The sequence below is a fragment of the Aliamphritea spongicola genome, from assembly GCF_017051665.1.
GTDB lineage: Bacteria > Pseudomonadota > Gammaproteobacteria > Pseudomonadales > Balneatricaceae > Amphritea > Amphritea spongicola.
On record NZ_JAFIDL010000005.1, the window covers coordinates 197,344 to 222,922 of the forward strand.

The 25,579-nt window shown below is 54.1% G+C and carries 20 protein-coding genes; 5 read left to right on the plus strand and 15 right to left on the minus strand.

The window, feature by feature from the left end; all coding sequences use genetic code 11:
• The first annotated feature begins 77 nt into the window (after positions 1 to 77).
• On the plus strand, positions 78 to 827 hold the full coding sequence (locus tag JYB63_RS15800; RefSeq protein WP_205658864.1) for a PhnD/SsuA/transferrin family substrate-binding protein: 750 nt from the start codon (positions 78 to 80) through the stop codon (positions 825 to 827).
• 85 nt (positions 828 to 912) lie between these two features.
• Here JYB63_RS15800 and JYB63_RS15805 read toward each other — a convergent pair whose 3' ends face one another.
• From JYB63_RS15805 to puuE, 5 genes are all read right to left on the minus strand, one after another.
• Entirely contained in the window at positions 913 to 2,085 is a 1,173-nt protein-coding gene (locus tag JYB63_RS15805; RefSeq protein ID WP_205658865.1) for a urate hydroxylase PuuD, read from the minus strand.
• 101 nt (positions 2,086 to 2,186) lie between these two features.
• The gene (locus JYB63_RS15810) at positions 2,187 to 2,687 is read right to left on the minus strand and encodes an ureidoglycolate lyase (RefSeq protein WP_205658866.1); all 501 of its coding nucleotides are present in this window, start codon (positions 2,685 to 2,687) and stop codon (positions 2,187 to 2,189) included.
• Between the two features lie 100 nt (positions 2,688 to 2,787).
• Positions 2,788 to 3,783: an allantoicase gene (gene alc, locus JYB63_RS15815; RefSeq protein WP_205658867.1), complete on the minus strand. Its 996-nt coding sequence runs from the start codon at positions 3,781 to 3,783 to the stop codon at positions 2,788 to 2,790.
• Between the two features lie 41 nt (positions 3,784 to 3,824).
• Positions 3,825 to 4,343, minus strand: coding sequence for a 2-oxo-4-hydroxy-4-carboxy-5-ureidoimidazoline decarboxylase (gene uraD / locus JYB63_RS15820; protein ID WP_205658868.1), 519 nt, complete (start codon positions 4,341 to 4,343; stop codon positions 3,825 to 3,827).
• A 16-nt stretch (positions 4,344 to 4,359) separates the two neighbouring features.
• The gene (gene puuE / locus JYB63_RS15825) at positions 4,360 to 5,277 is read right to left on the minus strand and encodes an allantoinase PuuE (RefSeq protein ID WP_205658869.1); all 918 of its coding nucleotides are present in this window, start codon (positions 5,275 to 5,277) and stop codon (positions 4,360 to 4,362) included.
• A gap of 295 nt (positions 5,278 to 5,572) precedes the next feature.
• Between puuE and uraH the strand changes: the two genes are divergently transcribed.
• The gene (uraH, locus tag JYB63_RS15830; protein WP_205658870.1) at positions 5,573 to 5,923 is read left to right on the plus strand and encodes a hydroxyisourate hydrolase; all 351 of its coding nucleotides are present in this window, start codon (positions 5,573 to 5,575) and stop codon (positions 5,921 to 5,923) included.
• 67 nt (positions 5,924 to 5,990) lie between these two features.
• Here uraH and JYB63_RS15835 read toward each other — a convergent pair whose 3' ends face one another.
• Positions 5,991 to 6,608, minus strand: a complete 618-nt coding sequence (locus tag JYB63_RS15835; protein ID WP_205658871.1) for a LysE family translocator — start codon at positions 6,606 to 6,608, stop codon at positions 5,991 to 5,993.
• Between the two features lie 155 nt (positions 6,609 to 6,763).
• Positions 6,764 to 8,092 carry an NCS2 family permease gene (locus tag JYB63_RS15840; protein WP_374730439.1) on the minus strand — a complete coding sequence of 443 codons (1,329 nt, stop codon included), beginning with the start codon at positions 8,090 to 8,092 and terminating at the stop codon, positions 6,764 to 6,766.
• Between the two features lie 441 nt (positions 8,093 to 8,533).
• Here JYB63_RS15840 and JYB63_RS15845 point away from each other — a divergent pair, with 441 nt between their 5' ends.
• The gene (locus tag JYB63_RS15845) at positions 8,534 to 9,286 is read left to right on the plus strand and encodes a GntR family transcriptional regulator (RefSeq protein ID WP_205658872.1); all 753 of its coding nucleotides are present in this window, start codon (positions 8,534 to 8,536) and stop codon (positions 9,284 to 9,286) included.
• 42 nt (positions 9,287 to 9,328) lie between these two features.
• On the opposite strand, the gene JYB63_RS15850 is transcribed toward JYB63_RS15845, so the two are convergent.
• The 5 genes from JYB63_RS15850 to xdhA all read right to left on the minus strand — a co-directional run bounded on the left by JYB63_RS15850 (position 9,329) and on the right by xdhA (position 17,603).
• Positions 9,329 to 11,245: a diguanylate cyclase gene (locus JYB63_RS15850; RefSeq protein WP_205658873.1), complete on the minus strand. Its 1,917-nt coding sequence runs from the start codon at positions 11,243 to 11,245 to the stop codon at positions 9,329 to 9,331.
• A gap of 315 nt (positions 11,246 to 11,560) precedes the next feature.
• Positions 11,561 to 12,865, minus strand: coding sequence for a guanine deaminase (guaD, locus tag JYB63_RS15855; protein WP_205658874.1), 1,305 nt, complete (start codon positions 12,863 to 12,865; stop codon positions 11,561 to 11,563).
• 23 nt (positions 12,866 to 12,888) lie between these two features.
• The gene (gene xdhC, locus JYB63_RS15860) at positions 12,889 to 13,743 is read right to left on the minus strand and encodes a xanthine dehydrogenase accessory protein XdhC (protein WP_205658875.1); all 855 of its coding nucleotides are present in this window, start codon (positions 13,741 to 13,743) and stop codon (positions 12,889 to 12,891) included.
• Positions 13,733 to 16,153 (minus strand): xanthine dehydrogenase molybdopterin binding subunit, encoded by a 2,421-nt coding sequence (xdhB, locus tag JYB63_RS15865; RefSeq protein ID WP_205658876.1) that lies wholly within the window; start codon positions 16,151 to 16,153, stop codon positions 13,733 to 13,735. Before xdhB ends, xdhC begins: the two co-directional genes overlap by 11 nt.
• Positions 16,146 to 17,603 (minus strand): xanthine dehydrogenase small subunit, encoded by a 1,458-nt coding sequence (gene xdhA / locus JYB63_RS15870; protein WP_205658877.1) that lies wholly within the window; start codon positions 17,601 to 17,603, stop codon positions 16,146 to 16,148. The genes xdhB and xdhA overlap by 8 nt, the downstream gene beginning before the upstream one ends.
• Positions 17,604 to 17,883: 280 nt before the next feature.
• On the opposite strand from xdhA, the gene JYB63_RS15875 reads away from it, so the two are divergent.
• Positions 17,884 to 18,495 (plus strand): TetR/AcrR family transcriptional regulator, encoded by a 612-nt coding sequence (locus JYB63_RS15875; protein ID WP_205658878.1) that lies wholly within the window; start codon positions 17,884 to 17,886, stop codon positions 18,493 to 18,495.
• Positions 18,496 to 18,635: 140 nt separating this feature from the next.
• On the plus strand, positions 18,636 to 20,507 hold the full coding sequence (locus JYB63_RS15880; protein WP_205658879.1) for a PhoX family protein: 1,872 nt from the start codon (positions 18,636 to 18,638) through the stop codon (positions 20,505 to 20,507).
• Positions 20,508 to 21,272: 765 nt separating this feature from the next.
• Here the strand turns inward: JYB63_RS15880 and JYB63_RS15885 are convergent.
• The 3 genes from JYB63_RS15885 to JYB63_RS15895 all read right to left on the minus strand — a co-directional run bounded on the left by JYB63_RS15885 (position 21,273) and on the right by JYB63_RS15895 (position 25,515).
• Positions 21,273 to 22,625, minus strand: a complete 1,353-nt coding sequence (locus JYB63_RS15885; protein WP_374730440.1) for an 8-oxoguanine deaminase — start codon at positions 22,623 to 22,625, stop codon at positions 21,273 to 21,275.
• A gap of 220 nt (positions 22,626 to 22,845) precedes the next feature.
• The gene (locus JYB63_RS15890; protein ID WP_205658881.1) at positions 22,846 to 24,264 is read right to left on the minus strand and encodes a nucleobase:cation symporter-2 family protein; all 1,419 of its coding nucleotides are present in this window, start codon (positions 24,262 to 24,264) and stop codon (positions 22,846 to 22,848) included.
• 327 nt (positions 24,265 to 24,591) lie between these two features.
• Positions 24,592 to 25,515: an MBL fold metallo-hydrolase gene (locus JYB63_RS15895; protein WP_205658882.1), complete on the minus strand. Its 924-nt coding sequence runs from the start codon at positions 25,513 to 25,515 to the stop codon at positions 24,592 to 24,594.
• Positions 25,516 to 25,579: the final 64 nt, after the last annotated feature.

Here is a 25,579-nt window from a genome sequence, read left to right on the forward strand (position 1 = left end):
TGATCTGGCGCAGGGGTACCGGCGCTGTATTCACTTAGTATTCTGATTCACTTCCGAGTTTTGAATTGGGGGATGTTATGAGGAATGCCTTATTCTGCCTGCTGTTGAGCCTGAGCGGTTATTCCGGCGGGCTGTTTGCCGCCGAACCACTGACAATGTTTATCAGTTCCGCAGAGGGCGGTGCCATATCCGGGCGCAGGCTGCATAACCTGAGCCGCTATCTGACTCAGCAGGGTTGTCCGGTGAGCGATATCGAAACGGCGGCAGAATATCCGCAGAACCTGAACGCACAGCTGGTGTTTGCCCCCCTTGAACATGACTTCGGGTCTGACTACTGGCCGCTGCTGAATCTGCAGGTGCTTAACGGTGCAGAGCTGTCGGCCAGTGTACTGGTCAGAGGTTCGACGGCGGTACCGGATCTGCAGGCGCTGTCCGGAGTACGGATTGCATTCTTATCGCCGGACTCAGTGACCGGTTATCTGCTGGCCCGGGATCTGTTTGCCTCTGTCGGTGTGGAGCATAAGTCTGACCGAATCACCTATACCCGCACCAGTGTCGGTGCGATGTCTCTGCTACTGCATAAAGATGTTTTCGCCGCCGTGATTGCCACGCCACTGGCGGACAAATGGCGCCGGGATAATGATCTGCAACTGGTCGGTGTCACTGAGGCGGTTAACCCCGGTGCACTCTGGAGTAAGGGGATGTCTCCGGCAATGCAGGCCAGCTGTCGGGCGGCATTTCTTGGACTGTCGGACGGCAGCCGCAGCAGCAAAAAGTTACTGAAAATCTTCCCAGGCTGGCTTCAGGGGTTCGCTGAGCCTCAGTAAAGAAAAACACCGCGCATAAAAAAAGGTGCTTCCGGCCGGAAGCACCCTAACAGGCTATCGCCTTCTGGTTATGTTCTTTTCAGGTTTATTCCGGCTTGCCGGCGCTTATCCAGGCGGCAATCTGATCCCTTTCTTCCTGAGTCATCTGCGTGATGTTACCTAACGGCATGGCCTTGGTGGTGATGGCCTGTGCTTTAATCTGTGCAGATTTCTGCGAGATCTGTTCAATGGTATCCAGCACGAAGCCGCCCGGCGGGCTGGTGAAACCCGGGTAGCTTGGAGTATCTGAGTGACACACACTGCAGCGCTCGCTGATGATTTCATGCACCACCTGTGCACTGACCGCCGGGCTGTTCTGTACAGCCTGTTTCGGGGCCACCACAAAGGCCAGACAGATCATGCCCAGTGCACCGGCCGGTAAGGTCCAGGCAAATTTCTGGGTCATGTGACGGGTGTTGAAGTAGTGGCGTACCAGGACACTGATAGCGGCAATGCCAGCCAGAACCAGCCAGTTAAATTCATGCCCGTAGGTGCTCGGGAAATGATTGCTGATCATGATAAACAGCACCGGCAGGGTGAAGTAGTTGTTGTGGCGTGAGCGTAGCAGACCTTTCGCTGGCAGGGCCGGGTCCGGTTCCTGACCGGCTTCAATGGCGCTGACCAGTGCCCGCTGGGCCGGCATGATGATGCGGAATACGTTACCGACCATGATGGTACCGATGATGGCACCCACATGGATAAAGGCACCACGGCCGCTGAATACCTGTGAAAGTCCCCAGGCGGCAGCGATCAGCAGAATGAACAGGATCGCGCCTAATAATGCCGGCTTTTTACCCAGCGGAGAGTCACACAGCAGGTCGTAGACGAACCAGCCCACAACCAGGCTGGCAACACCGATACCGATGGCCGCCGCAGAGCTTAAATCTGAACCTGGGGCAACCAGATACAGCTTGGCGTTCAGGTAGTAAACCACCGCCAGCAGGGTAACGCCGGACAGCCAGGTGGCATAGGCTTCCCATTTAAACCAGTGCAGTTTTTCCGGCATTTGCGGTGGCGCCAGTTTGTATTTTTCCAGATGATAAATCCCGCCGCCATGAATCGCCCAGAGATCGCCAGACAAGCCTTCGCGGGGATTGCTGCGTTCCAGATGGTTCTCCAGCCAGACAAAATAAAAGGACGCACCTATCCAGGCAACGCCGGTGATCATGTGAACCCAGCGTACCGCCAGGTTCAACCACTCTATGATATGGGGATCCATCGTTCACTCCTCATCTTAAGTTGCAGGTGTTTCTCAACCTGCCAGTATTTTTATTATGCACTTACGTTCCGGCGTACCGCTTTTATCAAGCGGAAGCTGCGTCAGGCCGGTAGCAGCTCAATGGCAGTGTCTGCCGGAAAATCATGTTCATCACAGTTATGGCCTTCACCGGCCCGGTCGATGACCAGAAAGCTGTCCTGTGCGGCGCAGCTGATTACCGGGTGATGCCAAACCCCAGTGTGGTAGTTAATGCCTTGCTGGCCATCGGTAATGAAGGCCTGAATCTTGCTGATCTCAGGCGTATCACCGGGAGGCGCGACCACAATCAGAAAAGGCTCGCCGTTCAGCGGGATAAACGCCTGACTGCCCAGTGGGTGACGCTCCAGCATGCTGATGGGCATCGGCATCGGATACGCCTTGGTGGTGAAGATACTGATGATCGCTGTATCTTCCTGCTTGCCCAGGCTGACCTCCGCCAGACGGTGGTAGCGCCGGGTATTGCCCTTATTGATCATGAAGAAATCCCGGTCCCGGGTTTCAATCACGTCGCCGTACGGTGCAAAAGCTTCGGCGGTTAAGGGTTGTGGTTTCAGTGTAAGCATATTCACCTCGTGGTTGCCGCCCTGTGGCTGATGCCGGCAGGGCTGGCCCGGTTGCCAGGCGGGAGCTTCATCTCTGCGTCTGGCAACCTGTTATCGGGCTTTATCGGTCAGTGTTGGTGACCTTGCCGAATAAACGTAACCGGCTGACACCGCCGTCCGGGAAGATGTTCAGGCGTACGTGGGTAACCGGACCCAGCGCGGCAATCTGTTCCGTGAACTCATGTTCCTGATGCATTTCCAGCTTTTGGGATGGCAGCAGTTCTTTCCAGAACAGGCTCTGGGTTTCGATTTGCTCGTCAGTGCCGCCTTTTACAAAGGCCGCCTGAATGGAGCAGCTGTCCGGGTAGTTGCCCTTAAAGTGCAGGGTATCAACCACAATGCGCTCGATTTCCCCTGGGTGTCCCAGTGCGACAATCACCCAGTCATTGCCGGGTGTCCGGCGACGGGCGGTTTCCCACCCATCACCCATGTTGACGCCACGGCCTGGGTTAAGAATGTTACTCATGGTGCCGAAGTGCTCATCGCTGCACGCCAGTGCCCGGCCACCGTTCAGTGACGCGGCCAGATCAACCTGTTCATCAGCGTTCTGGGCAGACCAGTCGCGGTGCGGCAGGCCGTATACCCGTAGGCGGGCAACACCGCCATCCGGATAGATGTTAAAGCGCAGGTGGGTCCACGGCCGGTCATCACTGATGCTGTGCAGATGCTGGCTGTTCCCCTGCAAGCTCACCGCAGGTAGAATTTCGTGCCACTGTTGAGCATCTGATGGATCACCGTCCGGGCAGAAGCAGGCTTCCAGTGAGGCTGATGGCGGAAAGTTACCGGTAAAGTGGCAGGTATCAATGTCCACCCCTTTAATCACGCCGGGTACACCCAGACGGATGATGGTGTAATCGTAGCCCTCGAAACGCTTACGGCGGGATTCCCAGCCGTCCATCCATTTACCGTTGTCATCGAATACACCTTCTTTCCAGACCGGCGCTTCAGGTTGCAGCATGCGGTTAACGTCGGCAAACCAGTCATCGGTGACGTAGATCGCTTTACTGCCCAGGCGGGCGTCTGCCAGGTTGATGTATTTTAAAAAGTCTTGAGTCATTGTGTCTGTGTCCTGCTGAAATGATTGTCGCTGTGGCCGGCTTACATCGCGCTGAGGCGGAACAGGGCAATCTTGTTAATTTCTTCCAGTGCGCGGGAAAACTCCGTTTCCGGCGAGTTGTGTATGCGGGTTTCAAAAGCCGCCAGAATTTCGTGCCGGTTGCTGCCTTTAACCGCCATGATGAACGGAAAGTTGAAACGGGCTTTATAGGCATCGTTCAGCTCGGTGAAACGCTTGAATTCTTCGGCGGTACATTCGTTGATACCTGCGCCGGCCTGCTCGGAGGTGGAGGCTTCGGTAAGCTCACCGGCAATGGCTGCCTTGCCTGCCAGATCCGGGTGAGCGTTGATCAGCGCCAGCTGGGCTTCCTGACTGGCGGATAACAGTACACCGGCCATCCGCTGCTGCAGCTGGTCAATGCTGTTGGCATCTTCCGGCAGGCCCTGATCAAAGGTCTGCTCGGCGACCCACGGGGAATGTTCATAGATATCCGCAAAGGTGCTGACGAAGGTGTCGCGGTCCATCTGGCCCGGGGTGCAGTGCTGAAATTGCTGAGTCATGGCAGATCGCTTCCGTTTAAGTGTTGGCCTGAAAAGGGTGAGTTACGTGCCAGTGGCGGGCAATGTCCACCCGGCGGGCAAACCAGACCCGTTCGTGGGACTGGGCGTATTCAATAAAGCGGCGCAGCGCGGCGATTCGTCCCGGACGGCCGATCAGCCGGCAGTGCAGGCCGATAGACAGCATCTTCGGCGCTTCTGCACCTTCTTCGTAAAGGGTATCGAAGCTGTCCTTCAGGTACTGGAAGAACTGCTCACCGCTGTTGAAACCCTGCTGGGTAGCAAAGCGCATATCGTTACTGTCCAGGGTGTAAGGTACGACAAGGTGGCCTTTACCCTGATTGTTGATCCAGTAGGGCAGGTCATCATCGTAGGCATCGCTGTCATACAGGAAGCCGCCTTCCTCCATCACAATGTCCCGGGTGTTCGGGCTGTTGCGGCCGGTGTACCAGCCCTGCGGCCGCTGGCCGGTGATGTCCTGCAGGATGTTAATGGCTTTATACAGGTGCTCCCGTTCTTCTTCCTTGCTGAGTTTCTGGTAATCAATCCAGCGGTAGCCGTGGCTGCAGATTTCATGGCCTGCCTGATGCATGGCCTGAATAACTTCAGGGTAACGCTGAGCAGCCATGGCGACGGCAAATATAGTCAGCGGAATTTTGTGTTTGGCGAACAGTTTAAGAATGCGCCAGACACCGGCACGGCTGCCGTATTCGTATACCGATTCCATACTCATATGACGGGCGTCCGGAAAAGGCACCGCGCCGGGCAGTTCCGACAGAAAAGCTTCGGACTCATTATCACCGTGAAGCAGGCAGCGTTCGCCCCCTTCTTCATAGTTAAGAACAAAGGATACGGCGATGCGTGCCTGCCCCGGCCATTGCGGGTCAGGAGGGGTATTACCGTAACCGATCAGATCTCGGGGATATTCATGATTCACGGTGACGTTCCTTCTGTATTAAACTGAATAACAAGTTGACCCTGAGGTCAGAATGAATTCATTGTATACAATTTTTGGATTTATATGCAAAGATAAGCAGGCTCTTTGCTTTTCATCATTCGAAACAACTAATAAAGCGCTTATATAACAGCTGATTAGACATTAAATGATATTGATTGTATACAAAATAAGTTTATTTTTGTCTCAGAAGTATTATAGTTCAGCTATTCATTAACGGCTTAGTAAGAGCGGAAATGCATCCGTCTCTGCTGCTTATAAACAGGAGGTATTCCCGATGGGCTACTTAACAACCCACGTACTGGATTCTGCACATGGCTGTCCGGGCAGTGATATTCCGGTCACGCTGTACCGTGTTGATGGTGAGCGGACATTGCTGGCGGAACGTCATACCAATGATGACGGCCGCTGCGACAGCCCGATTCTGGACGGAAGTGACTTTGTTGCCGGTGTGTACGAACTGGTTTTCCGGGTGGGGGACTACTATCGGGGTAAGGGCCTGTCGTTACCGGAGCCCGCATTCCTGGATGAGGTAGTGCTGCGTTTCGGTATTGCCGATGAAGATGAGCACTATCATGTGCCACTGCTGATCTCACCGTACAGTTATTCAACCTACCGGGGCAGCTGATCTCACATCTATTCGCAATCAAAAAACCGGCTCTTTAGCCGGTTTTTTGTTGTCCGGGCTGTTGTTACTATTTCAGCAGGACAGCACCGCCGGCGGTGACAAAAATGCCTGCAGTGATGCGGTTGAAGATCTGTACGCCCCGGCTTTTTTGCAGCCATGGCGCCACCAGTTGCGCACTGCCGCCATAAAACAGTTTGCAGATCAGATCCAGTACACACCAACTGACAATCATGGTGATTAGCTGAGGCAGGAAGGCGCTGGCCGGGTCAATGAACTGGGGCAGGAATGCCACGAAAAACAGGATATCCTTTGGGTTGCTGATACCCAGGCTGAAGGCCCGCCAGAACATACCTGAGAAGCCTGGTCGGGAGCTTTTTAGCGGACCGGCACTTTCGGCCCGTCTGGCGCTCTGCCAGGCCTGATAGCCAAGATAAATCAGATACGCTGCACCGGCATAGCGAATCGCGGTAAAGAGGTTCTCAGAGGCCAGCAGCAGGGCACCCAGGCCGGTGGCCGATGCGGTGAGCAGGATTAAGGAAGCACTTACTCCGCCTGCGAAGGCCGGCGCGCTGCGTAACAGACCGTAGTTAATACTGTTAGCGACCATCAGCAGGGACAGTGGTCCGGGCACCAGAATCACCAGCATGGATGCCGAGCAAAAAAGTAACCAGGTTTCGATGTTCATCAGGATGCTTCCGGTTATGAATCAGGTTGTTGTTAAAACAGTAACGAAAAAAGCCTTCCACAGGGGAAGGCAAGGGTTTCGGCCACAGGCCATTCGGATAATAACAGAGGGCACAACTCCGCGCAGTGGCGCACCCACCCACGGAGTACCTGTTATTAAAGGAATACAAATTTACTGATAAAGATGGCTGTCAGCACATAGATGCTCAGGGAAATCTCATCACGGCGACCGGTGAACAGCTTCATAGCGGTATAGGTAATGAAGCCCATCGCGATACCGTTGGCAATCGAGAATGTCAGCGGCATCATGATCACGGTAACAATCGCCGGAATCGCATCAGTCGTGTCATCCCAGTTGATCTGTTTCATGCCGGTCATCATCAGCATGGCAACGTAGATCAGTGCACCGGCGGTGGCATACGCAGGGATCATACCAGCCAGCGGTGCCAGGAACATTGCCGCCAGGAACAGGCAGCCAACGGTGATGGCTGTCAGACCGGTACGGCCACCGGCAGCAACCCCGGAGGCACTTTCCACATAGCTGGTTACCGGCGGGCAACCGAACAGGGCACCGATGGCGCTGGAGCTGCTGTCTGCTTTCAGGGCTTTACTCAGGTTTTCAATGTAACCGTCTTTACGGATCAGGTTTGCCTTGGTTGCCACGCCCATCAGGGTGCCGGCGGTGTCGAACATATTGACGAACAGGAAGGCAAGAATGATGCTGACCATACTGATGTTCAGTGCCCCCATGATATCCAGTGCCATCAGGGTAGGGGCAATGCTTGGCGGTGCGGACACGATGCCGTTGTACTGCACCAGGTCCATTGTCAGACCAATACCGGTTACCGCCAGGATGCTGATTAATACGGCACCGAAGACATTATGGTAAGCCAGCACTGAGATCATCAGGAAGCAGATTGCTGCCAGTAATGTAGAGGGCTCCAGGAAGGTACCCATGGATAACAGGGTTGCCTGGTTGTCCACCACGATACCGGCGGTTTTCAGACCGATCAGGCCCAGGAATAAACCGACCCCGGCGGTCATTGCGAACTTCAGGCTCGTGGGGATGCTGTTCAGCAGCCACTCCCGGATCTTATAGAAGCTCATGATGACGAACAGTATGCCGGAAATGAATACCGCCCCCAGTGCTACCTGCCAGTCATAACCCATTTCGGCAACGACGGTGTAGGTGAAGAAGGCGTTTAACCCCATCCCGGGGGCAAGGCCGACGGGCCAGTTGGCGTAAAGCCCCATCAGGAAACAGGCGATTGCCGCGCCGATACAGGTGGCGACAAAGACGGCACCGTGATCCATGCCTGCATCAGACATGATATTGGGGTTAACGAAGATGATGTAACCCATGGTTACAAAGGTGGTTAAACCGGCGATAAGCTCGGTCTTGATATTGGTTTTGTGTTCACTGAGGCGGAAAAAACGGTCGAGTAAACCGCGTTCTTCTCTCAGTGCTTGCTGGTCTTGCTGAATATTTTCCACAACTTACTCCTCAGGTTAGAGAGCCACGAATTATTTTTATAAATGGCGCCCGTTGTGCAGCAACTTTGGCATGCGGTACAACTTGTGTACTGGATTTAATAGTAAGATTGTATACAAAAAAATCAACTCTCGGGTCAGGTTTTTCTTTTTCATGTGCTGAAATTTCCCGGAATCTGTCGCCTTGCTAATGCAGCAGGCATTGATCCTGAGCAGGGCTCCATGTGTACAGAACAGTCGCTTTTGTGTACTATTTTCGGTTCAGATGATGCCTGTGACCGGCGCTTGTGATGGGCGGATAATTGCCTGAAAGTTAAGCAGTTCCCGGAAACAAACAGGCGAAAGAATGCTGACTTGAGATGCTTTTCCCAACCTGTAAGCAGCCACTCAGCAGAACAATCTCTTTTATATTTTGGTTCAGATACAGCAGATTTTATGACACAGATTTCTCCACAAACCCCGAACGGAAATTCGGTAAAAAGTGCGGTTAAAAAATCCCGGAAAGCGGGAAAAACCCAGGATGAGATTGTCTATGCACATATCTTTGATGCCATTCTGGAGCAGCGTCTGGTACCGGGAACCAAGTTAAATGAAGAGTCACTGGGTGAAATTTTTGGCGTCAGCCGGACCATTGTGCGCCGGGCATTATCCCGTTTAGGCCATGAGCAGGTAGTGAATCTGCGGCCAAATAAAGGTGCCATTGTTGCCTGTCCGAGCATTGAAGAAGCCCGGCAGATCGTCTTTGCCCGTCGGGTGGTGGAAAAGGCGATCACTGAACTGGTGGTGGATAATGCACAGGATGCTCAGATCGAAGCGCTGAAACAGCTGGTGACTGAAGAGCAGGCCTGTGTGGCCAAAGGTGACCGGGGCGCGGGAATCCGTTTGTCCGGTGAGTTCCATCTGCAACTGGCTGAAATGGCCGATAACCCGCCGTTACTGAGTTTCCAGCGTAGCCTGGTATCCCAGTGTTCACTGATCATCGCTCAGTATGAAAGCGGTTCTACATCGCATTGTTCGTATGATGAGCATTTTGAGCTGATCGAAGCCATCCGGCAGCGCAATAAGCCGCTGGCGCTGCAACTCATGCAGCACCATCTGGATCATATTGAAAACAAGCTTAAGCTGGATGACGAAGTATCATCGGATGATCTGCGGGCAATCTTTGCCGACGTTGTCAGCGACAAGTAACCGGCAGCAGCTGAGCTGCTGTCAGTAAACAGAGAACACACTTCAGAGCAGGTCTTCTTCCGTTGCGGTGGCAGGTGCTGTATAGCCTGTCACCCGGTTACGGCCGTTATTCTTACCCCAGTAAAGCGCTTTATCTGCCCGGGCCAGTAACTGATCCAGTGTGGTGGCTCCATTGGCGTCATCAGTCAGTTCGGCAATGCCGAAACTGGCGGTGATATTCACAGTCATTCCCTGACTGCCGATCGGCGTATTCTGAATCTCATCCCGGATGCGCTCCGCCAGGTGTAACGCCTTGTTGCGCGGTGTTTGCACCAGTACCACGGCAAATTCTTCACCGCCGATGCGGGCCTTGATATCCGATTCCCGGAGTACTTCGTTGAGAATGCCCGCGACAGTGCTGATGACCCGGTCACCTGCGGCATGGCCATGCTGATCGTTGATCTGTTTGAAGTGGTCGATATCCAGCATCATGACGGCGAGTGCCTGATCGTAACGCTGTGCCCGGTGAACTTCAGTATTGCCCTGCTGGAAGAATGCCCGCCGGTTGAGTAGCCCGGACAGTGAGTCCAGACTAGCCAGTTTTTCGGCATGCTGGCGTGCCAGCTCCAGCTCCCGGGTCCGTTCTCTGACTTTGCTTTCCAGCTGATCGGTGGCCTGCTGGGCAGCGAGTCGCTCCCGTTCTTCTGCGGCGAGTTTTTCCTTGCGCAGAATATTCACCCTGTCTACCAGGGCGAATGCCAGCAGAATGGTTTCCAGAATCATGCCGAAGCGGGTGGCGCCGATGGCAAAGTTACTGGTGGGGATAATGCCCTGAAAGCGCAGAATGCCGCAGATGACGGTAATGGACCAGATGCTCCACGCCAGGGTATAGCCCCGTGCCTGATGCTGTCCTTTACTCCACAGGTAAATCCCGATGGCAGGGAATAATCCCAGCGCGAGGCCGGTGAGCATCAGCAGATTAAGGGCGAGCTCCCGGATGTTTATGATCAGTAATATGCCACTGAAAGCGGTTACCCCCAGCAGAAGCAGCAGTAGGGCGTCCAGTTGGGGGGCCTGCTTGTCTGTGTCCAGAAAGCTGCGGGAAAACTGAATCGCGAGGCTGTAAAAGGCCACAATGGCAAAGTGCGGAATAGCATCCGCAAGGGTGGGGGTGAAGCCCCATATATACCGGTAACCCAGTCCGCTCAGTGCCAGATACATGACGACGGCGGCACTGGCATAGAGCAGGTACCAGAAGTACGGCTTTTCACGGATCGACAGCATCAGGAACAGGGTATACACCATCACCAGAATGGCGGCTCCCAGAAAGATCCCCAGCCAGATGCCCTGTATATGCTGTTTCTGAACATAGGCTTCAGGGGTGGATGCCTCCAGATACAGGTTGATGACGCCGGCGTGCTCAAAGTTAAACCGCAGATAGATGGTTTGCTGTTCACCAGCCGGCGTATTCAGCGGAAAAGAGAATGACTCGCTGGGTAGATTGTTAATCGCGTAGGGGCGATGATCCCCCAGTTGCTGGGCGCTGACATTGCCGGAGGCATCGAGCTGATAAACATCTATGTAATCGGTGATGTTATGCAGGGCTTCCAATATCCAGTCGACATTTTCATCGCTGTTGTTGGCGACATCAATACGGATCCACCAGGCCGAGCTGGAAACGCCGTGGGCGGTCTGATTGTTGTGGATATGTGAAAATCTGTTTTGCCAGTAAGGCTTCTGAACGTCAGCAAAGCTCAGTGTACTGTCCGGATCTTCCAGTACCTGCATGTACGGGGTCATGACCTCGCTATCCATCTCTGGCTGAAGCTCAAAGAGGTGGGGGCCATGACTGCTGGCCAGTACATTGCCGGTGAAGATCAGCAATATCAAAACGGCAGCTGTCAGCCAGCATGGGAAAAGCCCTTGCTGTCGGCTGGCCTGCGGGTTGCGAGACTCCATGTATAGTTCAGCTACTGACACAGTTATTATCCTGGCTGCGAACGACCCGTAAGTAATTTAGCGGCTGACGACTGCAAACTGTGGCACGCTAGAAATACCGAGTGTGCGGAATCTGTTCTGAACTGTCGAGAGAATAGGGTGGCATTATGGGGAACTTCGCCGTTTCTCCACATTGAATGTCGATGACAGACAGAAAAGAAAACCTGCATGAGCCCTATGGAAATGGGTATGAGAAAGCACCGGTAAAGCAGTGCTGGTGAGATTGCGTATGAAGGGGAAAAGCAGCAAACAGCCGGTGGCTACCGGCTGTTAAGTAAGGCTGTTAAGCAGCGTTTATCAGCGCCGGTAAACGGAGTTACCCATGGCGAAGGTTTCCCGGATAGCCCGGTCATCCCCCAGCATCATCATCACAAACAGGCGTTCTTCAATGCTGCTGGCCTGTTGCATGCGGTATTCCATCAGCGGTGTGGAATTGTAGTCCAGCACCACGAAGTCCGCTTCGTTACCGGTGGCAAAGCTGCCGATTTTGTCTTCCAGGCAGAGGGCTTCTGCGCCGCCCAGCGTGGCCAGATACAGCGACTTGAACGGATTAAGCTTCTCACCCTGCAGTTGCATGATTTTGTAAGCTTCGTTCAGCGTCTGCAAAATTGAGAAGCTGGTGCCTGCCCCGACATCAGTGCCCAGACCGACCTTTACGTTTTCTGCTTCCAGTTTTGGTAAGTCGAACAGGCCGCTGCCCAGAAACAGGTTGGAGGTCGGGCAGAAGGCAATGGCTGATTCCGTTTCCGCCAGCCGCTGGCATTCGCTGTCGCACAGGTGAACCCCGTGGGCAAAGACTGAGCGCTTACCCAGCAGTTCATGATGATCGTAAACATCCAGATAGCCGCTGCGTTCCGGGAACAGCTCTTTTACCCATTCGATTTCCTGTTTGTTTTCTGACAGGTGGGTATGCATATACAGGTCCGGGTATTCCTTCAGCAGTTGTCCGGCCATTGTGAGTTGTTCGTCACTGCTGGTCGGGGCAAAGCGCGGCGTAACCGCATAATGCAGGCGGCCTTTACCGTGCCAGCGTTCGATCAGGGCTTTGCTGTCTTCATAGCTGGACTGTGCGGTATCGGTCAGGTAGTCCGGGGCATTGCGGTCCATCATTACCTTACCGGCGATCATTCTCAGGTTGCGCTGTTCCGCTTTGCTGAAAAACGCATCCACGGATTCCGGGTGAACAGTGCCGAAGACCAGTGCGGTGGTGGTACCGTTGCGGGTCAGTTCATCGAGGAAAATATCTGCAACCTTGCCAGCGTGTTCAGGATCACTGAAGTGCTGCTCCGTCGGGAAGGTATAGTTATTCAGCCAGTCCAGCAGCTGTTCGCCGTAAGAGGCGATCATACCGGTCTGTGGATAATGAATATGGGTATCGATAAAGCCCGGGCAGAGCAGGGCATTCTCGTATTCTGTTACCGGGGTGCCCGGTGGCAGGTCTGCCAGCAGGGCCTGAGCGTCGCCGGCGGCCTGAACTTTGCCGTCGCGGACGATCAGCAGGCCGTCTTCAAAGTATTCATAGGAGGCTTCGGTGCCCACTTTGGCCGGGTCGGCAATGCTGTGGATCAGGGCAGCGCGATATGCATGGCTGTTTGTAGTCATGTTAGGTCTCTTAATGTGTGTTATCAGACTGCCAGACGGCTGACGACTTTTTTCAATGGTTGATCAGTGCTGGTTCTTTCTTTACTGCCCGGCTTGGCACTCGCCCCGAAGTTCCGGTTATATAGGGCGATGAATTCAGCTGCAACCGCCACTGCAATTTCGACAGGCAGTTTGCCTTTCACTTCGGGGATACCCATCGGACAGGTCATCTTATCCAGCTGCTCGCGGCTGAAACCTTTGGCGGTCAGGCGGTGTTCAAACTTTTTCCGCTTAGTGGCCGAGCCGATCAGACCGAAGTAGCTGAAGTCATCTCTGGCGAGAATTTTCTCACTCAGTTGCTGATCCAGCTGATGGTTATGGGTCATCACGATGAAATAGCTGTTGGCCGGCAGGTCTTCCACTTCGTCCACGGGGAATTCATTGACCACCTTTGTGACCCCCTGGGGGATATGTTCAGGAAAGATCTCTTCCCGCTGATCGATCCAGCGAATCCGGCAGGGCAGGCTGGCCAGCACCGGAATCAGCGCCTGACCGACATGCCCGGCGCCGAACACAGCGATTTCTTTGACGTCGGTACCCATCGGCTCCAGTAACACCGTGGTAGCGCCGCCGCAGCACTGGCCGAGACTTGCCCCCAGAGAGAAGCGTTCCAGACGTGGCTCATGCTGATTGTCTTCCAACATTTGCCGGGCCAGTTTAATTACCTTGTATTCCAGATGGCCGCCGCCGATGGTGTCGAACTGGGCGTCAGTGGTCACCACCATTTTGGCCCCGGCGTTACGCGGCGTGGAGCCGCGTTCTTCAATGACGGTAATCAGAATGCCCGGGGTGCCCTGGCTATCCAGTTCAGCGAGGGCGTGAATCCATTTATGACTCATACTCATGCTCACTTGCCGGTTGGGTGGCAGTTGCTGCCGCCCCCTGGCTTGTCCGGTGTTGGTTTTGCATCGCCTGTACAGCCCACAGTACCCGCTCCGGGGTTGCCGGCGCATCCAGTTGCGGGCTGCGGCGGTAATCTGCCAGGCTGGCAATTGCATCTTTAATGGCACAGAACACAGAGATCCCCAGCATAAACGGCGGTTCACCCACGGCTTTGGAATGGAATACGGTGTCTTCCTGATTCTTGCGGTTTTCCACCAGTTTTACCCGGAAGTCCACCGGCGCATCAGCAATGGCCGGAATCTTGTAACTGGCCGGACCGGAGGTCATCAGGCGACCCTGTTCATTCCACACCAATTCCTCGGTGGTCAGCCAGCCGGCACCCTGCACGTATGCCCCTTCAACCTGACCGATATCGATGGCCGGGTTCAGGGATGCACCGACATCGTGAAGGATGTCGGCACGCAGGATTTTGTACTCGCCGGTCAGAGTGTCGATCACCACTTCAGAGCAGGCGGCACCATAGGCGAAGTAATAGAACGGCCGGCCACGGGCCTGATCACGGTCGTAATAGATTTTCGGCGTACGGTAGAAGCCGGTGCTGGACAGCGATACCTGATGGAAGTAGGCCAGCTGAATAAACTCAGCAAATGGCACCAGGGTATCGCGAATCTGTACCAGATTGTTCTTAAAGCACACATCCTCTTCGGTCACGTCATAATGACGGGCGGCAAATTCGATCAGCCGCTGTTTGATGGTTTGTGCGGCATTCTGAGCTGCCTTACCGTTCAGGTCCGCCCCGGAAGAGGCCGCTGTTGGAGAGGTGTTCGGTACCTTGTCAGTATTGGTGGCACTGATGTGAATGGTGTCGAAGTCCACCTGGAATTCTTCGGCGACGATCTGGGCCACCTTGGTGTTCAGGCCCTGACCCATTTCGGTACCACCGTGGTTCAGGTGGATGCTGCCGTCGGTGTAAATGTGGATCAGCGCACCGGCCTGGTTCAGGAAGGTTGCGGTGAAGGATATACCGAATTTAACCGGGGTCAGCGCCAGACCTTTCTTCAGGATTGGGCTTGTGGCGTTGTACTCACGGATTTCCTGACGACGCTTCTGATAATCACTGCTGGCTTCCAGCTCCGCGAGCATTTCCGGTAACTGATTGTCTTCCACGGTCTGGTAGTAGTGGGTGACATTACGGCCTTCGTCGCCGTAAAGGTTCAGTTTACGGATTTCCAGCGGGTCTTTGCCCAGGTTACGGGCGATTTCATCCAACACAATTTCCGGCATGATCAGCCCCTGCGGACCACCGAAACCCCGGTAGGCGGTATTGGACGCCGTATGGGTTTTACAGCGGTAACCGGTAATGGTGGCATCACCCAGGTAGTAGCCGTTGTCACTGTGGAACATGGCCCGGTCGACGATGGAGTTGGACAGATCCGGCGAGTAGCCGCAGTTACCGGCCAGCTGCATTTCATAACCCTGAATCCGGCCGTCATCATCGTAGCCTACCTGATACTGGTTGAAGAACGGATGCCGTTTACCGGTCATCATCATGTCTTCCATCCGCGGCAGGCGCATTTTCGCCGGGCGTCCGGTCAGGCTGGCGATCACTGCTGCAATACAGGCCGGGCCTGCTGCCTGGGTTTCTTTACCGCCAAAGCCACCGCCCATACGGCGCATATCGATCTGTACCTTGTTAAAAGACACGCCCAGTACTTCGGCCACCAGTTTCTGCACTTCAGTGGGGTTCTGGGTGGAGGTATAAACGATCATGCCGCCATCTTCTGTGGGGATTACCGAAGAAACCTGGGTCTCCAGATAGAAATGTTCCTGGCCACCGATATGCACAGCACCCTCTAAACGGTGTTTGGCGCTGGCCAGTGCTGATGCTGAATCACCACGCTTATGCTGGTGGGGTTCGCTGACGTAAAACTCTTTTTCCAGAGCATCTTCTACTGACAGGACTGCATCCAGCGTTTCATATTCCACAATGGCTGCCATCGCTGCTTTACGGGCGGTTTCCAGATCACAGGCACCGACCGCCAGCAGTGGCTGGCCGTAAAATTCGATGGTGTCCTGCGCCAGTAACGGGTCGCCGGGCAGTACCGGGCCGATATCTAACTGGCCGGGAACATCTGCCGCGGTGATCGCGATGGTTACACCGGGAATGTCGTAACAGGGGCTGACATCAATGTTGGTGATGCGGGCATGGGCCACATCTGACAGACGGGCGTATACATGCAACTGGTTCGGAAACTCCAGCCGGTCATCGATATATACCGCTTCACCGGTGACCTGCTTGGCGGCGCTTTCGTGTTTAACGCTGCGGCCAACACCGGTGGTCAGGTCCTGTTTAGCCTGCTGCAGCAACTGTTCTTGAGTAAGTGTTGGTTGGTGATGATTAGACATATGCAGTTACCCGGGTTTCTACAGCAGGGGATTCAAGTTCAACAAACAGGCGGGTGAGCATGTTTGCTGCGGTCAGCAGGCGGTATTCCTTTGATGCCCGGAAGTCGGAGATCGGCTGGAAGTCTTCTGCCAGTGCTGCTTTTGCCAGGCTGATGGTGTGCTTGTTCCAGTCCGCTCCTTCCAGTACCTGTTCGCACTGTCGGGCGCGCATCGGAATGGCCGCCATGCCGCCAAAGGCAACCCGGGCCTGACTGATGACGCCGTTTTCGATGGTCAGGTTGAAGCAACCGAGTACCGCCGAAATATCATCATCCAGACGCTTGGATATTTTATAGCTGCGGAAGGTCTGGTTGCTGCCGGCACGGGGTACCAGTACTTTCTCAATGAACTCACCCGGCTGTTGCACGGTAACCTTATAGCTGAGGAAATACTCTTCCAGCGGCAGGGTGCGGGTCTGATCACCTTTACGCAGTACGATCTGTGCGTTCAGCGCAATCAGGGCCGGTGGTGAATCCCCGATGGGGGACGCATTACCAATGTTGCCGCCAAGGGTTCCCTGATTACGGATCTGCAGGGATGCAAAGCGCTGTAGCAGAGCACCGAAGTCCGGGTATTCAGCGGTCAGGCTGGCGTAACAGTCGGTCAGCGAGGCACCGGCACCCAATTCAAGGAATTCATCTGTGGTCGTGATTCGCTGCAGTTCGGAGACTTCTCCCACATAAATCAGGGTGTCGATATCCCGGTGAAACTGGGTGACTTCTAAGGCCAGATCTGTGCCGCCGGCAAGCAGTTTGGCGGTTGGATTTTCTTCCAGAAGGGTTGCCAGTTCGCTGATCGTGCGGGGGTTAAATGCTTTACGGCCGGCCCCTTGCAGTTCTGTGCTCTGTTCAGCCTGCTGGCTGGCGATCTTTTGTAAACGCTGAATAGTGCGGGCCTGATGCTTGTCGAACTGGTCCGGTTGCTGCGCCATGCTGGCAGCGGCATCTTCAATCGGGCGGTAACCGGTGCAGCGACACAGATTGCCTGCCAGTGCTTCATGAATATCGTGCTTATCCGGTTCAGCGGCATTTTTCGCGGCAACGTTTTTACCCAGGGCAAACATCGACATGACAAAGCCAGGGGTGCAGAAACCGCATTGGGAACCGTGGCAGTCCACCATGGCCTGCTGGGCAGGGTGAAGTTCACCGGCATGCTTCAGATCTTCAACGGTGATCAGTTGTTTGCCGTTCAGACCGGATACAAATGTCAGGCATGAGTTGATGCTTTTATAGCGCATGCCGCCGTTGTGTAACTCCCCCAGTACAACGGTGCAGGCACCGCAGTCTCCGGAGGCGCAGCCTTCCTTGGTACCGGTTTTACCCAGCTGTTCACGCAGGTATTTCAGCACGGTGGTATTGGGATCGAGATTGTCTTCCGACCTGAGCTCGTCATTAAGCAGGAACTGTATCAAGGCAGGCTCCTCTGTTGTTGTATTTATTCTGAGAATGGATTGTATACATTCAATTTAAGTAAAAGCTGACTTTGAAGTCAAGAAATGCTGTTTCACATCGTGAACGGCTGTGTTGACGGTCAGAGTTATTGCCCTGTTACTGTAAGTGTAGGTGGCGGCCAGTATTCCGTCAGGTGAGAAGCGGGCAGCTTGAGCGCTGTGCCACGCGGGTGCTACCATGCCTGTTCAGAGAATATTCGGATTATCAATAAGCTACGCTGGGAGAGGGCCTGACAGCTGTATGGCAAAGATAAGAGAACGTAACCGGGAACTGATCATCAGAGCTGCCAGTAAAGTGTTTGCTGAGCAGGGTTTCGCGGCGGCAAAAACAGTGGATATCGGTGAGCTGGCCGGCGTTCCCAAAGCGAATATTTATTACTATTTTAAAACCAAGCAGAACCTGTACAGCAGTGTGCTGGAAAGTGTAATCGAGCCTTTACTGGCGGCATCGGACCCTTTTTATGAGCACGATGACCCCCGGGTTGCCCTGACGGAGTATATCCGTGCCAAGGTAAAAATTTCCCAGCAGCAGCCGTATGCGTCTAAGGTATTTGCCAGTGAAATCATGCACGGGGCGCCGCATCTGCCGCCTGAGATTGCAGAGCAGATGCTGCAGCAGACCCGCCAGAGCAGTGCCCGTATTCAGGATTGGATTGACCGCGGGCTGATGGCACCGGTAGACCCGCAACACCTGCTTTTCACTATCTGGGCTTCCACTCAGACCTATGCTGACTTTGACTGGCAGATTACCCGGGTAACCGGTAAAGACCAGCTCGAAGAAGAAGACTATCAGGCCGCGGCGGACCTGATCTGTCAGTTGGTACTTAAAGGTTGCGAAGTTAAGTCCCCGTAAGCGCCAGTTGCGACTGTCGTTCTTTTCTGCCCCCTGCCGGTGTGACAATAAACTGTTACATTTCAGTCATTAAACTGTCATTCGCGGGTTTTAGGCTGGGCCACCTAAAACCACTTATGACATGTATTAAGGCCAGAACAATGAAAAATCAGGAATCGGATTTCAGCAAGATTGTTGATGCCGGCGTCAGCCGCCGTCGTTTCTTACAGGGCGGTGCCACAGCGATGGGCATGTTCCTTGCGGCTAACCCTGTTGCACAGGCGGTGGCAGCCAGCACGCAGCCGGAAAGTAAGCTGCTGGGCTTTACCAAGGTAGCAACCAGCACCGCTGATACCTTTGTGGTACCGGAAGGCTATGTGGCCCGTCCGCTGATTTCATGGGGTGATCCGATACTGAAAGGTGCGCCGGCGTTTAATGAAAACGGCCAGCAGCCAGCCAGTGCCCAGGCAGGGCAGTTTGGCGATAACACCGACGGCATGAGCTTCTTCCCTCTGACCGAAGACCGTGCTCTGCTGGCGGTGAACAACGAATACACCAATTACAAGCTGTTGTTTGATCATAAAGGTCAGGCGATGACCGCTGATGATGTGAAAAAAGCCCAGGCTGCACACGGTGTGTCTGTATTTGAAATCAAACGCACCGCTGATGGCTGGGACTATGTGTCTGATTCGGACTACAACCGCCGGATTACCGCCTATACCGAAATGCAGCTGACCGGGCCTGCCGCGGGCCATGACCTGATGAAAACCGGCGCAGATGCCAGCGGCACCAAGGTGCTGGGTACCTTTAACAACTGCGCCAACGGTGAAACCCCGTGGGGCACTTACCTGACCTGTGAAGAAAACTTTAACGGTTATTTTGCTGCGCCGGGAGAAGGTGTTGAACTGGATCAGCATCAGAAGCGTTATGGCCTGAAAGCCAAAGACCGCGGCTATCAGTGGTATAAGTTTGATGACCGGTTCGACATGACCAAAGAGCCGAACGAACCGCACCGCCATGGCTGGGTGGTTGAAATCGATCCGATGGACCCGACATCCACTCCGTTGAAGCGTACTGCGCTGGGCCGTATCAAACATGAAAATGCTGCGGTAACAGTGGCGGATAACGGCCATGTGGTTGTGTACATGGGCGATGATGAGCGCGGTGAGCACATCTATAAGTTTGTTTCCGCCAACAAGTATCAGCCGGGTAACAATGCTGCTAACCGTAACCTGCTGGAAGACGGCACTCTGTACGTGGCCCGTTTCGATGCCGCTGAAGGCGACGTGAAAGGTAAAGGTCAGTGGCTGGAACTGACGTACGGTAAGAATGGTCTGGACAGCAGTAACGGCTTTAACAGCCAGGCTGAAGTGCTGATCTATGCCCGTGAAGCGGCCACTGTTGTGGGCGCAACCACCATGGACCGTCCTGAGTGGGTGGCAGTGCATCCGCAAACTAAAACTGTTTGCTGCACCCTGACCAATAACTCCGAGCGGGGCGTTAAGCCGGGTCAGCCGGTTGGCGGACCGAACCCGCGGGCAGAAAATAAGTACGGTCAGATTGTTCGCTGGCGTGAAGCCGGTGGTGATAACAGCGCGACAACTTTCGACTGGGATCTTTTCCTGGTGGCCGGTAACCCGACGATCCACAAAGATTTCTATGCCGGTTCCGCCAACATTAACGATGAAAACATGTTCAACAGCCCGGACGGACTTGGCTTTGATCAGGCCGGTCGCCTGTGGATCATGACCGACGGTAAATACTCGAATATGGAGTCTTATGCGGGCATGGGTAATAATCAGGTACTGGTGGCTGATCCTGAAACCGGTGAAGTGCGCCGTTTCGCCACAGGCCCGATCGCCAGTGAACTGACCGGCCTGACGTTCAGCCCGGACCAGCGTACGGTGTTTATCGGTGTGCAGCATCCGGGTGAGAAGGACAAGCCTTCCCACTTCCCGGCAGGCGGTAACAGCAAACCCCGTTCAACCATCATGGTTGTACAGCGTAAGGATGGTGGCATCATCGCGGCATAAGTTGCTGTGTAGCTTTCTGTGCTGAAAGAAAAAGCCAGCGGTTATCCGCTGGCTTTTTGCGTTTTGCAGAGCGACGGGCTTCAGGGCTATATACTTTGTTGAACGCGATCTGATAGTTCCGATGTCCTTTCTATTTCTGTATGAATATGTACATGTGATGATCTGTTTCGCTTACGCGACTCAAGACTTTTGGAACCGCGCAAAAGTCTTAAGAATCTAAACGCGGCCCCGCTGTTCGTCCGGCTACGCCGGATTCCCTGTGCTTCTCACTGATCAAAAGGCCTGATAAAAACTCGACCGCTACGCGCTCTCAAACAATTTATCAGGCTGGTCTTTTGTCAGTTGCGATGCTCGGCATCACAGAGGGGAATCTTGTGCCTCCGTAGCGGGGGGCGGTGGATGGTCCTGTATAAATTAATTGAGGGGTAGTTTCCTGTGCCCCGCTACGCGCTCTCAAACAGTTTATCGGGCTGGTCTTTTGTCAGTTGCGATGCTCGGCGTTACAGAGGGGAATCTTGTGCCTCCGTAGCGGGGGCGGTGGATGGTCTTGTGTAAATTAATTGAGGGGTAGTTTCCTGTGCCCCGCTAGGCGTTCTCAAACAGTTTATCGGGCTGGTCTTTTGTCAGTTGCGATGCTCGGCGGCACAGAGGGGAATTTTGTGCCTTCGTAGCGGAGGGCGGTGGATGGTCTTGTGTAAATTATTCAGGGGTAGTTTCCTGTGCTGAAAGAAAAAAGCCAGCGGTTGTTCGCTGGCTTTTTGCGTTTTACAGGGAGGCGAGTTTCTGTGCCAGCTGCTTCTGACGATGGATCAGGTCATTCAGGTCCAGACTGTTAATCTGCCCGTCGGTGACCCGCCACTGACCGGCAACCATTACCTGATCTGCCTGCTGGGCGCCGCAGAGTACCAGTGCAGCGAGAGGGTCACCGGCACCGGCGAAGCGCAGTTCATCCAGTTTATACAGGCCGAAGTCCGCCTGTTTGCCTACTTCCAGTTTGCCGATATCGTCCCGGCCTAAACAGCGAGCAGAGCCTTCGGTGGCCCAGTTGATGGCTTTCTGGTGTGTAACTTCTGAAGCAGGATAACGCAGCCGCTGCAGCAGGAATGCCTGGCGGACTTCCTGGATCATATTCGAGCCGTCGTTTGAGGCAGAGCCGTCTACCCCAAGCCCCACCGGGCTGCCAGCGGCTTCCAGTTCCAGCGTGCGGCACTGGCCGGACGCCAGCAGCATATTGGACGACGGGCAGTGACAAATGCCTGTGCCGGCGGCACCCAGCCGGGCGATCTCGGCATCATTAAAGTGAATCCCGTGGGCGAGCCATACCCGGTCAGTCAGCCAGCCGACTTTTTCCAGGTAATCCACCGGGCGCAGGCCGAACATCTGAATACAGAAGTCGGTTTCGTCGTGGGTTTCCGCTAAATGCGTATGCAGGCGGACATCATGTTTGGCGGCCAGTTCAGCACTGGCTTTCATCAAGTCTTCACTGACCGAGAACGGTGAGCAGGGGGCCAGGGCAACCCGGCTCATAGCGCCTGCCTGTGGCTGATGATACTGCTGAATCAGCCGTTCGCTGTCTGCCAGAATGGCGTCTTCGGTCTGGACAGTGGTTTGTGGTGGCAGGCCACCGTCATCTTCACCCAGGCTCATTGAGCCGCGGGTCAGGTGCACCCGTACCCCAAGTTTAGCGGCCTGTGCCATCTGAATATCAATGGCGTTTTCCAGCCCTTTGGGAAACAGGTAATGGTGATCGCTGGCGGTGGTACAGCCAGACAGTAAGAGTTCAGCCAGGGCCACCTGGGTGGAAATTTCGATCATCTCTTCCCCGAGCTTGGCCCATACCGGATACAGGCTTTTTAGCCAGCTGAATAATGATTTATTCAGTGCCGCAGGAAAGGCTCGGGTCAGGGTCTGATAGAAATGATGGTGGGCATTGATTAGCCCCGGCAGCATGACATGCTGGCTGGCGTCGAAAACTTCATCAACCGGTGCAGCGGGCTGGCCGCCGGCAGGAATGAGTTCAGCGATGGTCGTGCCCTGAACAACGATGCCGCCGGCAGCGTTTGCGTCAAGGGTGGCCAGTGGATGCTTGATCCAGATTCTTAAGGCGTCAGACAAAATAATCTCCTCAGAAGTTTGTCTCACAAATATATGCGAATAGCGCCTGAAATTTTGATGTGGCAGGGATTGGGCGTGTGTGACTGCCATTGGAAGGCACGAAAAGGCATTCGTGCCTGTAATACATATCTCCTGCCGGTTGTAGACTAAACTGACAGGAGATTGTTGCCTATTTTGCCTGATTTTGTTGGCAAATTGCTACTCTCTGTTATTCGGGTTTTCCTCAGGCGGTTTTATCTTCAGCAGTCAGGTTGTTGTTTTCAGCCTGGCTGTTGCTTTCAGTCTGGCTGTTGCTGGCTTCATCGGCTTTCAGCGGTAGAATGAAGTTAAGAATAATCGCCGACAGGGCACCGATGGTCAGCGGTGAGCCAATGATGTTCTTCAGCTCCTTTGGCATGGCCGACAGCACTTCCGGCACCGAGGCAACGCCTAAACCCAGGCCGATGGAGATCGCGGTGATCAGCATGTTGCGGCGGTTCAGACCCGCTTCGGCGATGATCTTAACCCCGGCCATTGCCACGGTTCCGAACATGATCAGCGTTGCACCACCCAGTACCGGTTTCGGCATTTGCTGCAGTACGCCGCCAATCACCGGGAACAGCCCCAGCAGTACCAGAATACCGGCGATGAATATCGCCACATGACGGCTGGCCACTCCAGTGAGTTGGATTACGCCGTTGTTCTGGCTGAAGGTGGTCATCGGCAAGCTGTTCAGGGTAGAGGCAATGGCGGAGTTAACACCGTCTGCCAGTACGCCGCCTTTAATACGGTTGATATAAACAGGCCCTTTGACCGGTTGCTTCGAGACCATGCTGTTGGCGGTCAGGTCGCCGGTGGTTTCCAGTGCGGTAATCAGATAGATGATTGCGATGGGCAGGAAGGCGGCAAAATCAAAGCTGAAGCCGTATTTAAACGGAACCGGAATGGCGATCAGCGAGACATTGCTCAGGCTACTGAAGTCCACTTTACCGATTGACCATGCCACCACAAACCCTACTGAAAGGCCGATGATCACTGCGCTCAGGCGTAACATGTGAATCTGAAAACGGTTAAAGATGACGATGGTGATCAGTACCAGCCCTGCCAGTGCCAGATTGACCGGTGCACCCAGGTCCGGGGCGCCAAAGCCGCCGGCAATGTCGGTCATAGAGACTTTAATCAGGGAAAGGCCGATCAGGGTAATGATGGTACCGGTGACGACCGGGGTAATGATGCGTTTGAGCTTATCGATAAAGCGGCTGAGGAAGATTTCCACAAAGGCTGCCAGAAAACAGACACCGAAGATTGTGGATAAGATTTCATCCGGCCCGCCGCCGTTGCCTTTGACGATGAAACCGGCCGCCAGAATAGAACTGAGAAAGGCGAAGCTGGTGCCCTGTACACATAACAGGCCGGAACCGATCGGGCCGATACGCCGTGCCTGAATGAAGGTACCGATGCCGGAAACGATCAGCGCCATACTCACCAGATAAGGCACTTCGCTGCCTAATCCCAGTACGCCGCCGACGATCAGAGTCGGGGTGATGATGCCGATAAAACTGGCCAGCACGTGTTGCAGTGCGGCGAAGGTTGATACGGAAAAGCCGGGTTTATCATCCAGTCCGAAGACCAGATCGCTGTGCGCAGCGTCTTTGTTTGCCATTGTTATGCACCTGTATTTTTATTGTTGTATTCCTTTTCTGATCCGCCTGTGCGGGCATATCAGTTATCGCTAAGATAAACCCTGCAAAAAATACTGTCTACAATATAAATTTCAGATTGTGCACATTTTTGTTGTTTATTGTTCTTTTTGTCGCTTTTTATGCTTTTTATATTTCTTGCTTAGTTATTTAAAAATAAAGGCTTACAGGGTTTTTATTTTGTATACCCAATGAAGAAAGTGCTTTTTTGACAGAAGGACACAAAAAAGCCCGGCAGGTGCCGGGCTCTTTGGGTGTTTGAGAGCGGGTGTATCAAAGATAGCTGGTGGTTACTGAGGCCACTTCATTTCGCCCATCATCACCTTGGTGCTGATATCCAGGCCAACATCCTGCGGGAAGTCAGGATACAGCTTGATCATGCGCTCGCGCAGGTCTGCCGCATCTTTTGCCTGTGCAGCCTGTGCTTCAAATGCCAGCACGTAGTCACGGGTGAAGTCGACAGAGCGTGTATCCAGACGGGGATTCTCCAGATAGTGGCCAGGTACAACGGTATCCGGTTGCAGGGCTTTGATGCTTTCCAGCGTCTGCAGCCACTGACGGCGGGATTCCGGTGTCTGGTTGTCAGCCATCCAGACGTGCTGATTTTCATAGACAATTACACCGCCGGTAACGGTTTTCGCAGAAGGCACCCAGACGAAGGTGTGTTTCGGATCCGGACCGTTCAGGCCAATGATCTCTACTTTTTTACCGTCGACTGTCAGGCTGTTACCCGGCAGCAGATCCGGCAGTATCAGTTCAGCAGGGGCGTTGTCTTTGAGGATCGGGCCCCAGTAAGCCAGTTTAGGCTCCATGCTGCCGGCAATGTAGGCGCGGGTTTTCGGGCTGGCGTAGACCTTTACATCCGGAAAGTTGGCCCGGATAACATCCAGTCCAAAATAAAAGTCCGGGTCACCGTGACTGATGTAGACCGCTTTCAGGGTTTTACCGCCGGCCTGCAGCATATCAACCAGTTTCTGGGCATCATTTTTCTGGAACTGAGCGTCAACCAGAATCGCTTCGCTCGGGCCGCTGATGATGCTTGAACTGGCGGGGAAGATCGCGGTTTCTTTCGGGTTATACACATCAACAGTCAGGGCTGCAGACGTTGCTTTGGTTGGTGTGGTGCAGCCACTCAGGCCGGCGATGCCTAGCACTGTGGCGCCGATAAACGCCATCATCCGACGGCGGCTGAATGTTTTATTTGTGTTCGTCATGTGTGTCTCCGAATCTGTATTAACAGGTTTTCTGTTAGCTTATGTTTCCTTTATCGATTGAAAT

Excerpts from the sequence above, each read along its gene's own strand:
- JYB63_RS15875 (WP_205658878.1), top strand. The coding sequence starts at position 17,884 with ATGGCAAAGATAAGAGAACGTAACCGGGAACTGATCATCAGAGCTGCC.
- uraD (WP_205658868.1), bottom strand. The coding sequence starts at position 4,343 with ATGACTCAGCAATTTCAGCACTGCACCCCGGGCCAGATGGACCGCGAC.
- JYB63_RS15805 (WP_205658865.1), bottom strand. The coding sequence starts at position 2,085 with ATGGATCCCCATATCATAGAGTGGTTGAACCTGGCGGTACGCTGGGTT.
- xdhC (WP_205658875.1), bottom strand. The coding sequence starts at position 13,743 with ATGAGTCATAAATGGATTCACGCCCTCGCTGAACTGGATAGCCAGGGC.
- JYB63_RS15810 (WP_205658866.1), bottom strand. The coding sequence starts at position 2,687 with ATGCTTACACTGAAACCACAACCCTTAACCGCCGAAGCTTTTGCACCG.
- JYB63_RS15895 (WP_205658882.1), bottom strand. The coding sequence starts at position 25,515 with ATGACGAACACAAATAAAACATTCAGCCGCCGTCGGATGATGGCGTTT.
- JYB63_RS15845 (WP_205658872.1), top strand. The coding sequence starts at position 8,534 with ATGACACAGATTTCTCCACAAACCCCGAACGGAAATTCGGTAAAAAGT.
- alc (WP_205658867.1), bottom strand. The coding sequence starts at position 3,783 with ATGACTCAAGACTTTTTAAAATACATCAACCTGGCAGACGCCCGCCTG.
- xdhB (WP_205658876.1), bottom strand. The coding sequence starts at position 16,153 with ATGTCTAATCATCACCAACCAACACTTACTCAAGAACAGTTGCTGCAG.
- JYB63_RS15835 (WP_205658871.1), bottom strand. The coding sequence starts at position 6,608 with ATGAACATCGAAACCTGGTTACTTTTTTGCTCGGCATCCATGCTGGTG.
- JYB63_RS15890 (WP_205658881.1), bottom strand. The coding sequence starts at position 24,264 with ATGGCAAACAAAGACGCTGCGCACAGCGATCTGGTCTTCGGACTGGAT.
- JYB63_RS15880 (WP_205658879.1), top strand. The coding sequence starts at position 18,636 with ATGAAAAATCAGGAATCGGATTTCAGCAAGATTGTTGATGCCGGCGTC.
- guaD (WP_205658874.1), bottom strand. The coding sequence starts at position 12,865 with ATGACTACAAACAGCCATGCATATCGCGCTGCCCTGATCCACAGCATT.
- JYB63_RS15800 (WP_205658864.1), top strand. The coding sequence starts at position 78 with ATGAGGAATGCCTTATTCTGCCTGCTGTTGAGCCTGAGCGGTTATTCC.
- uraH (WP_205658870.1), top strand. The coding sequence starts at position 5,573 with ATGGGCTACTTAACAACCCACGTACTGGATTCTGCACATGGCTGTCCG.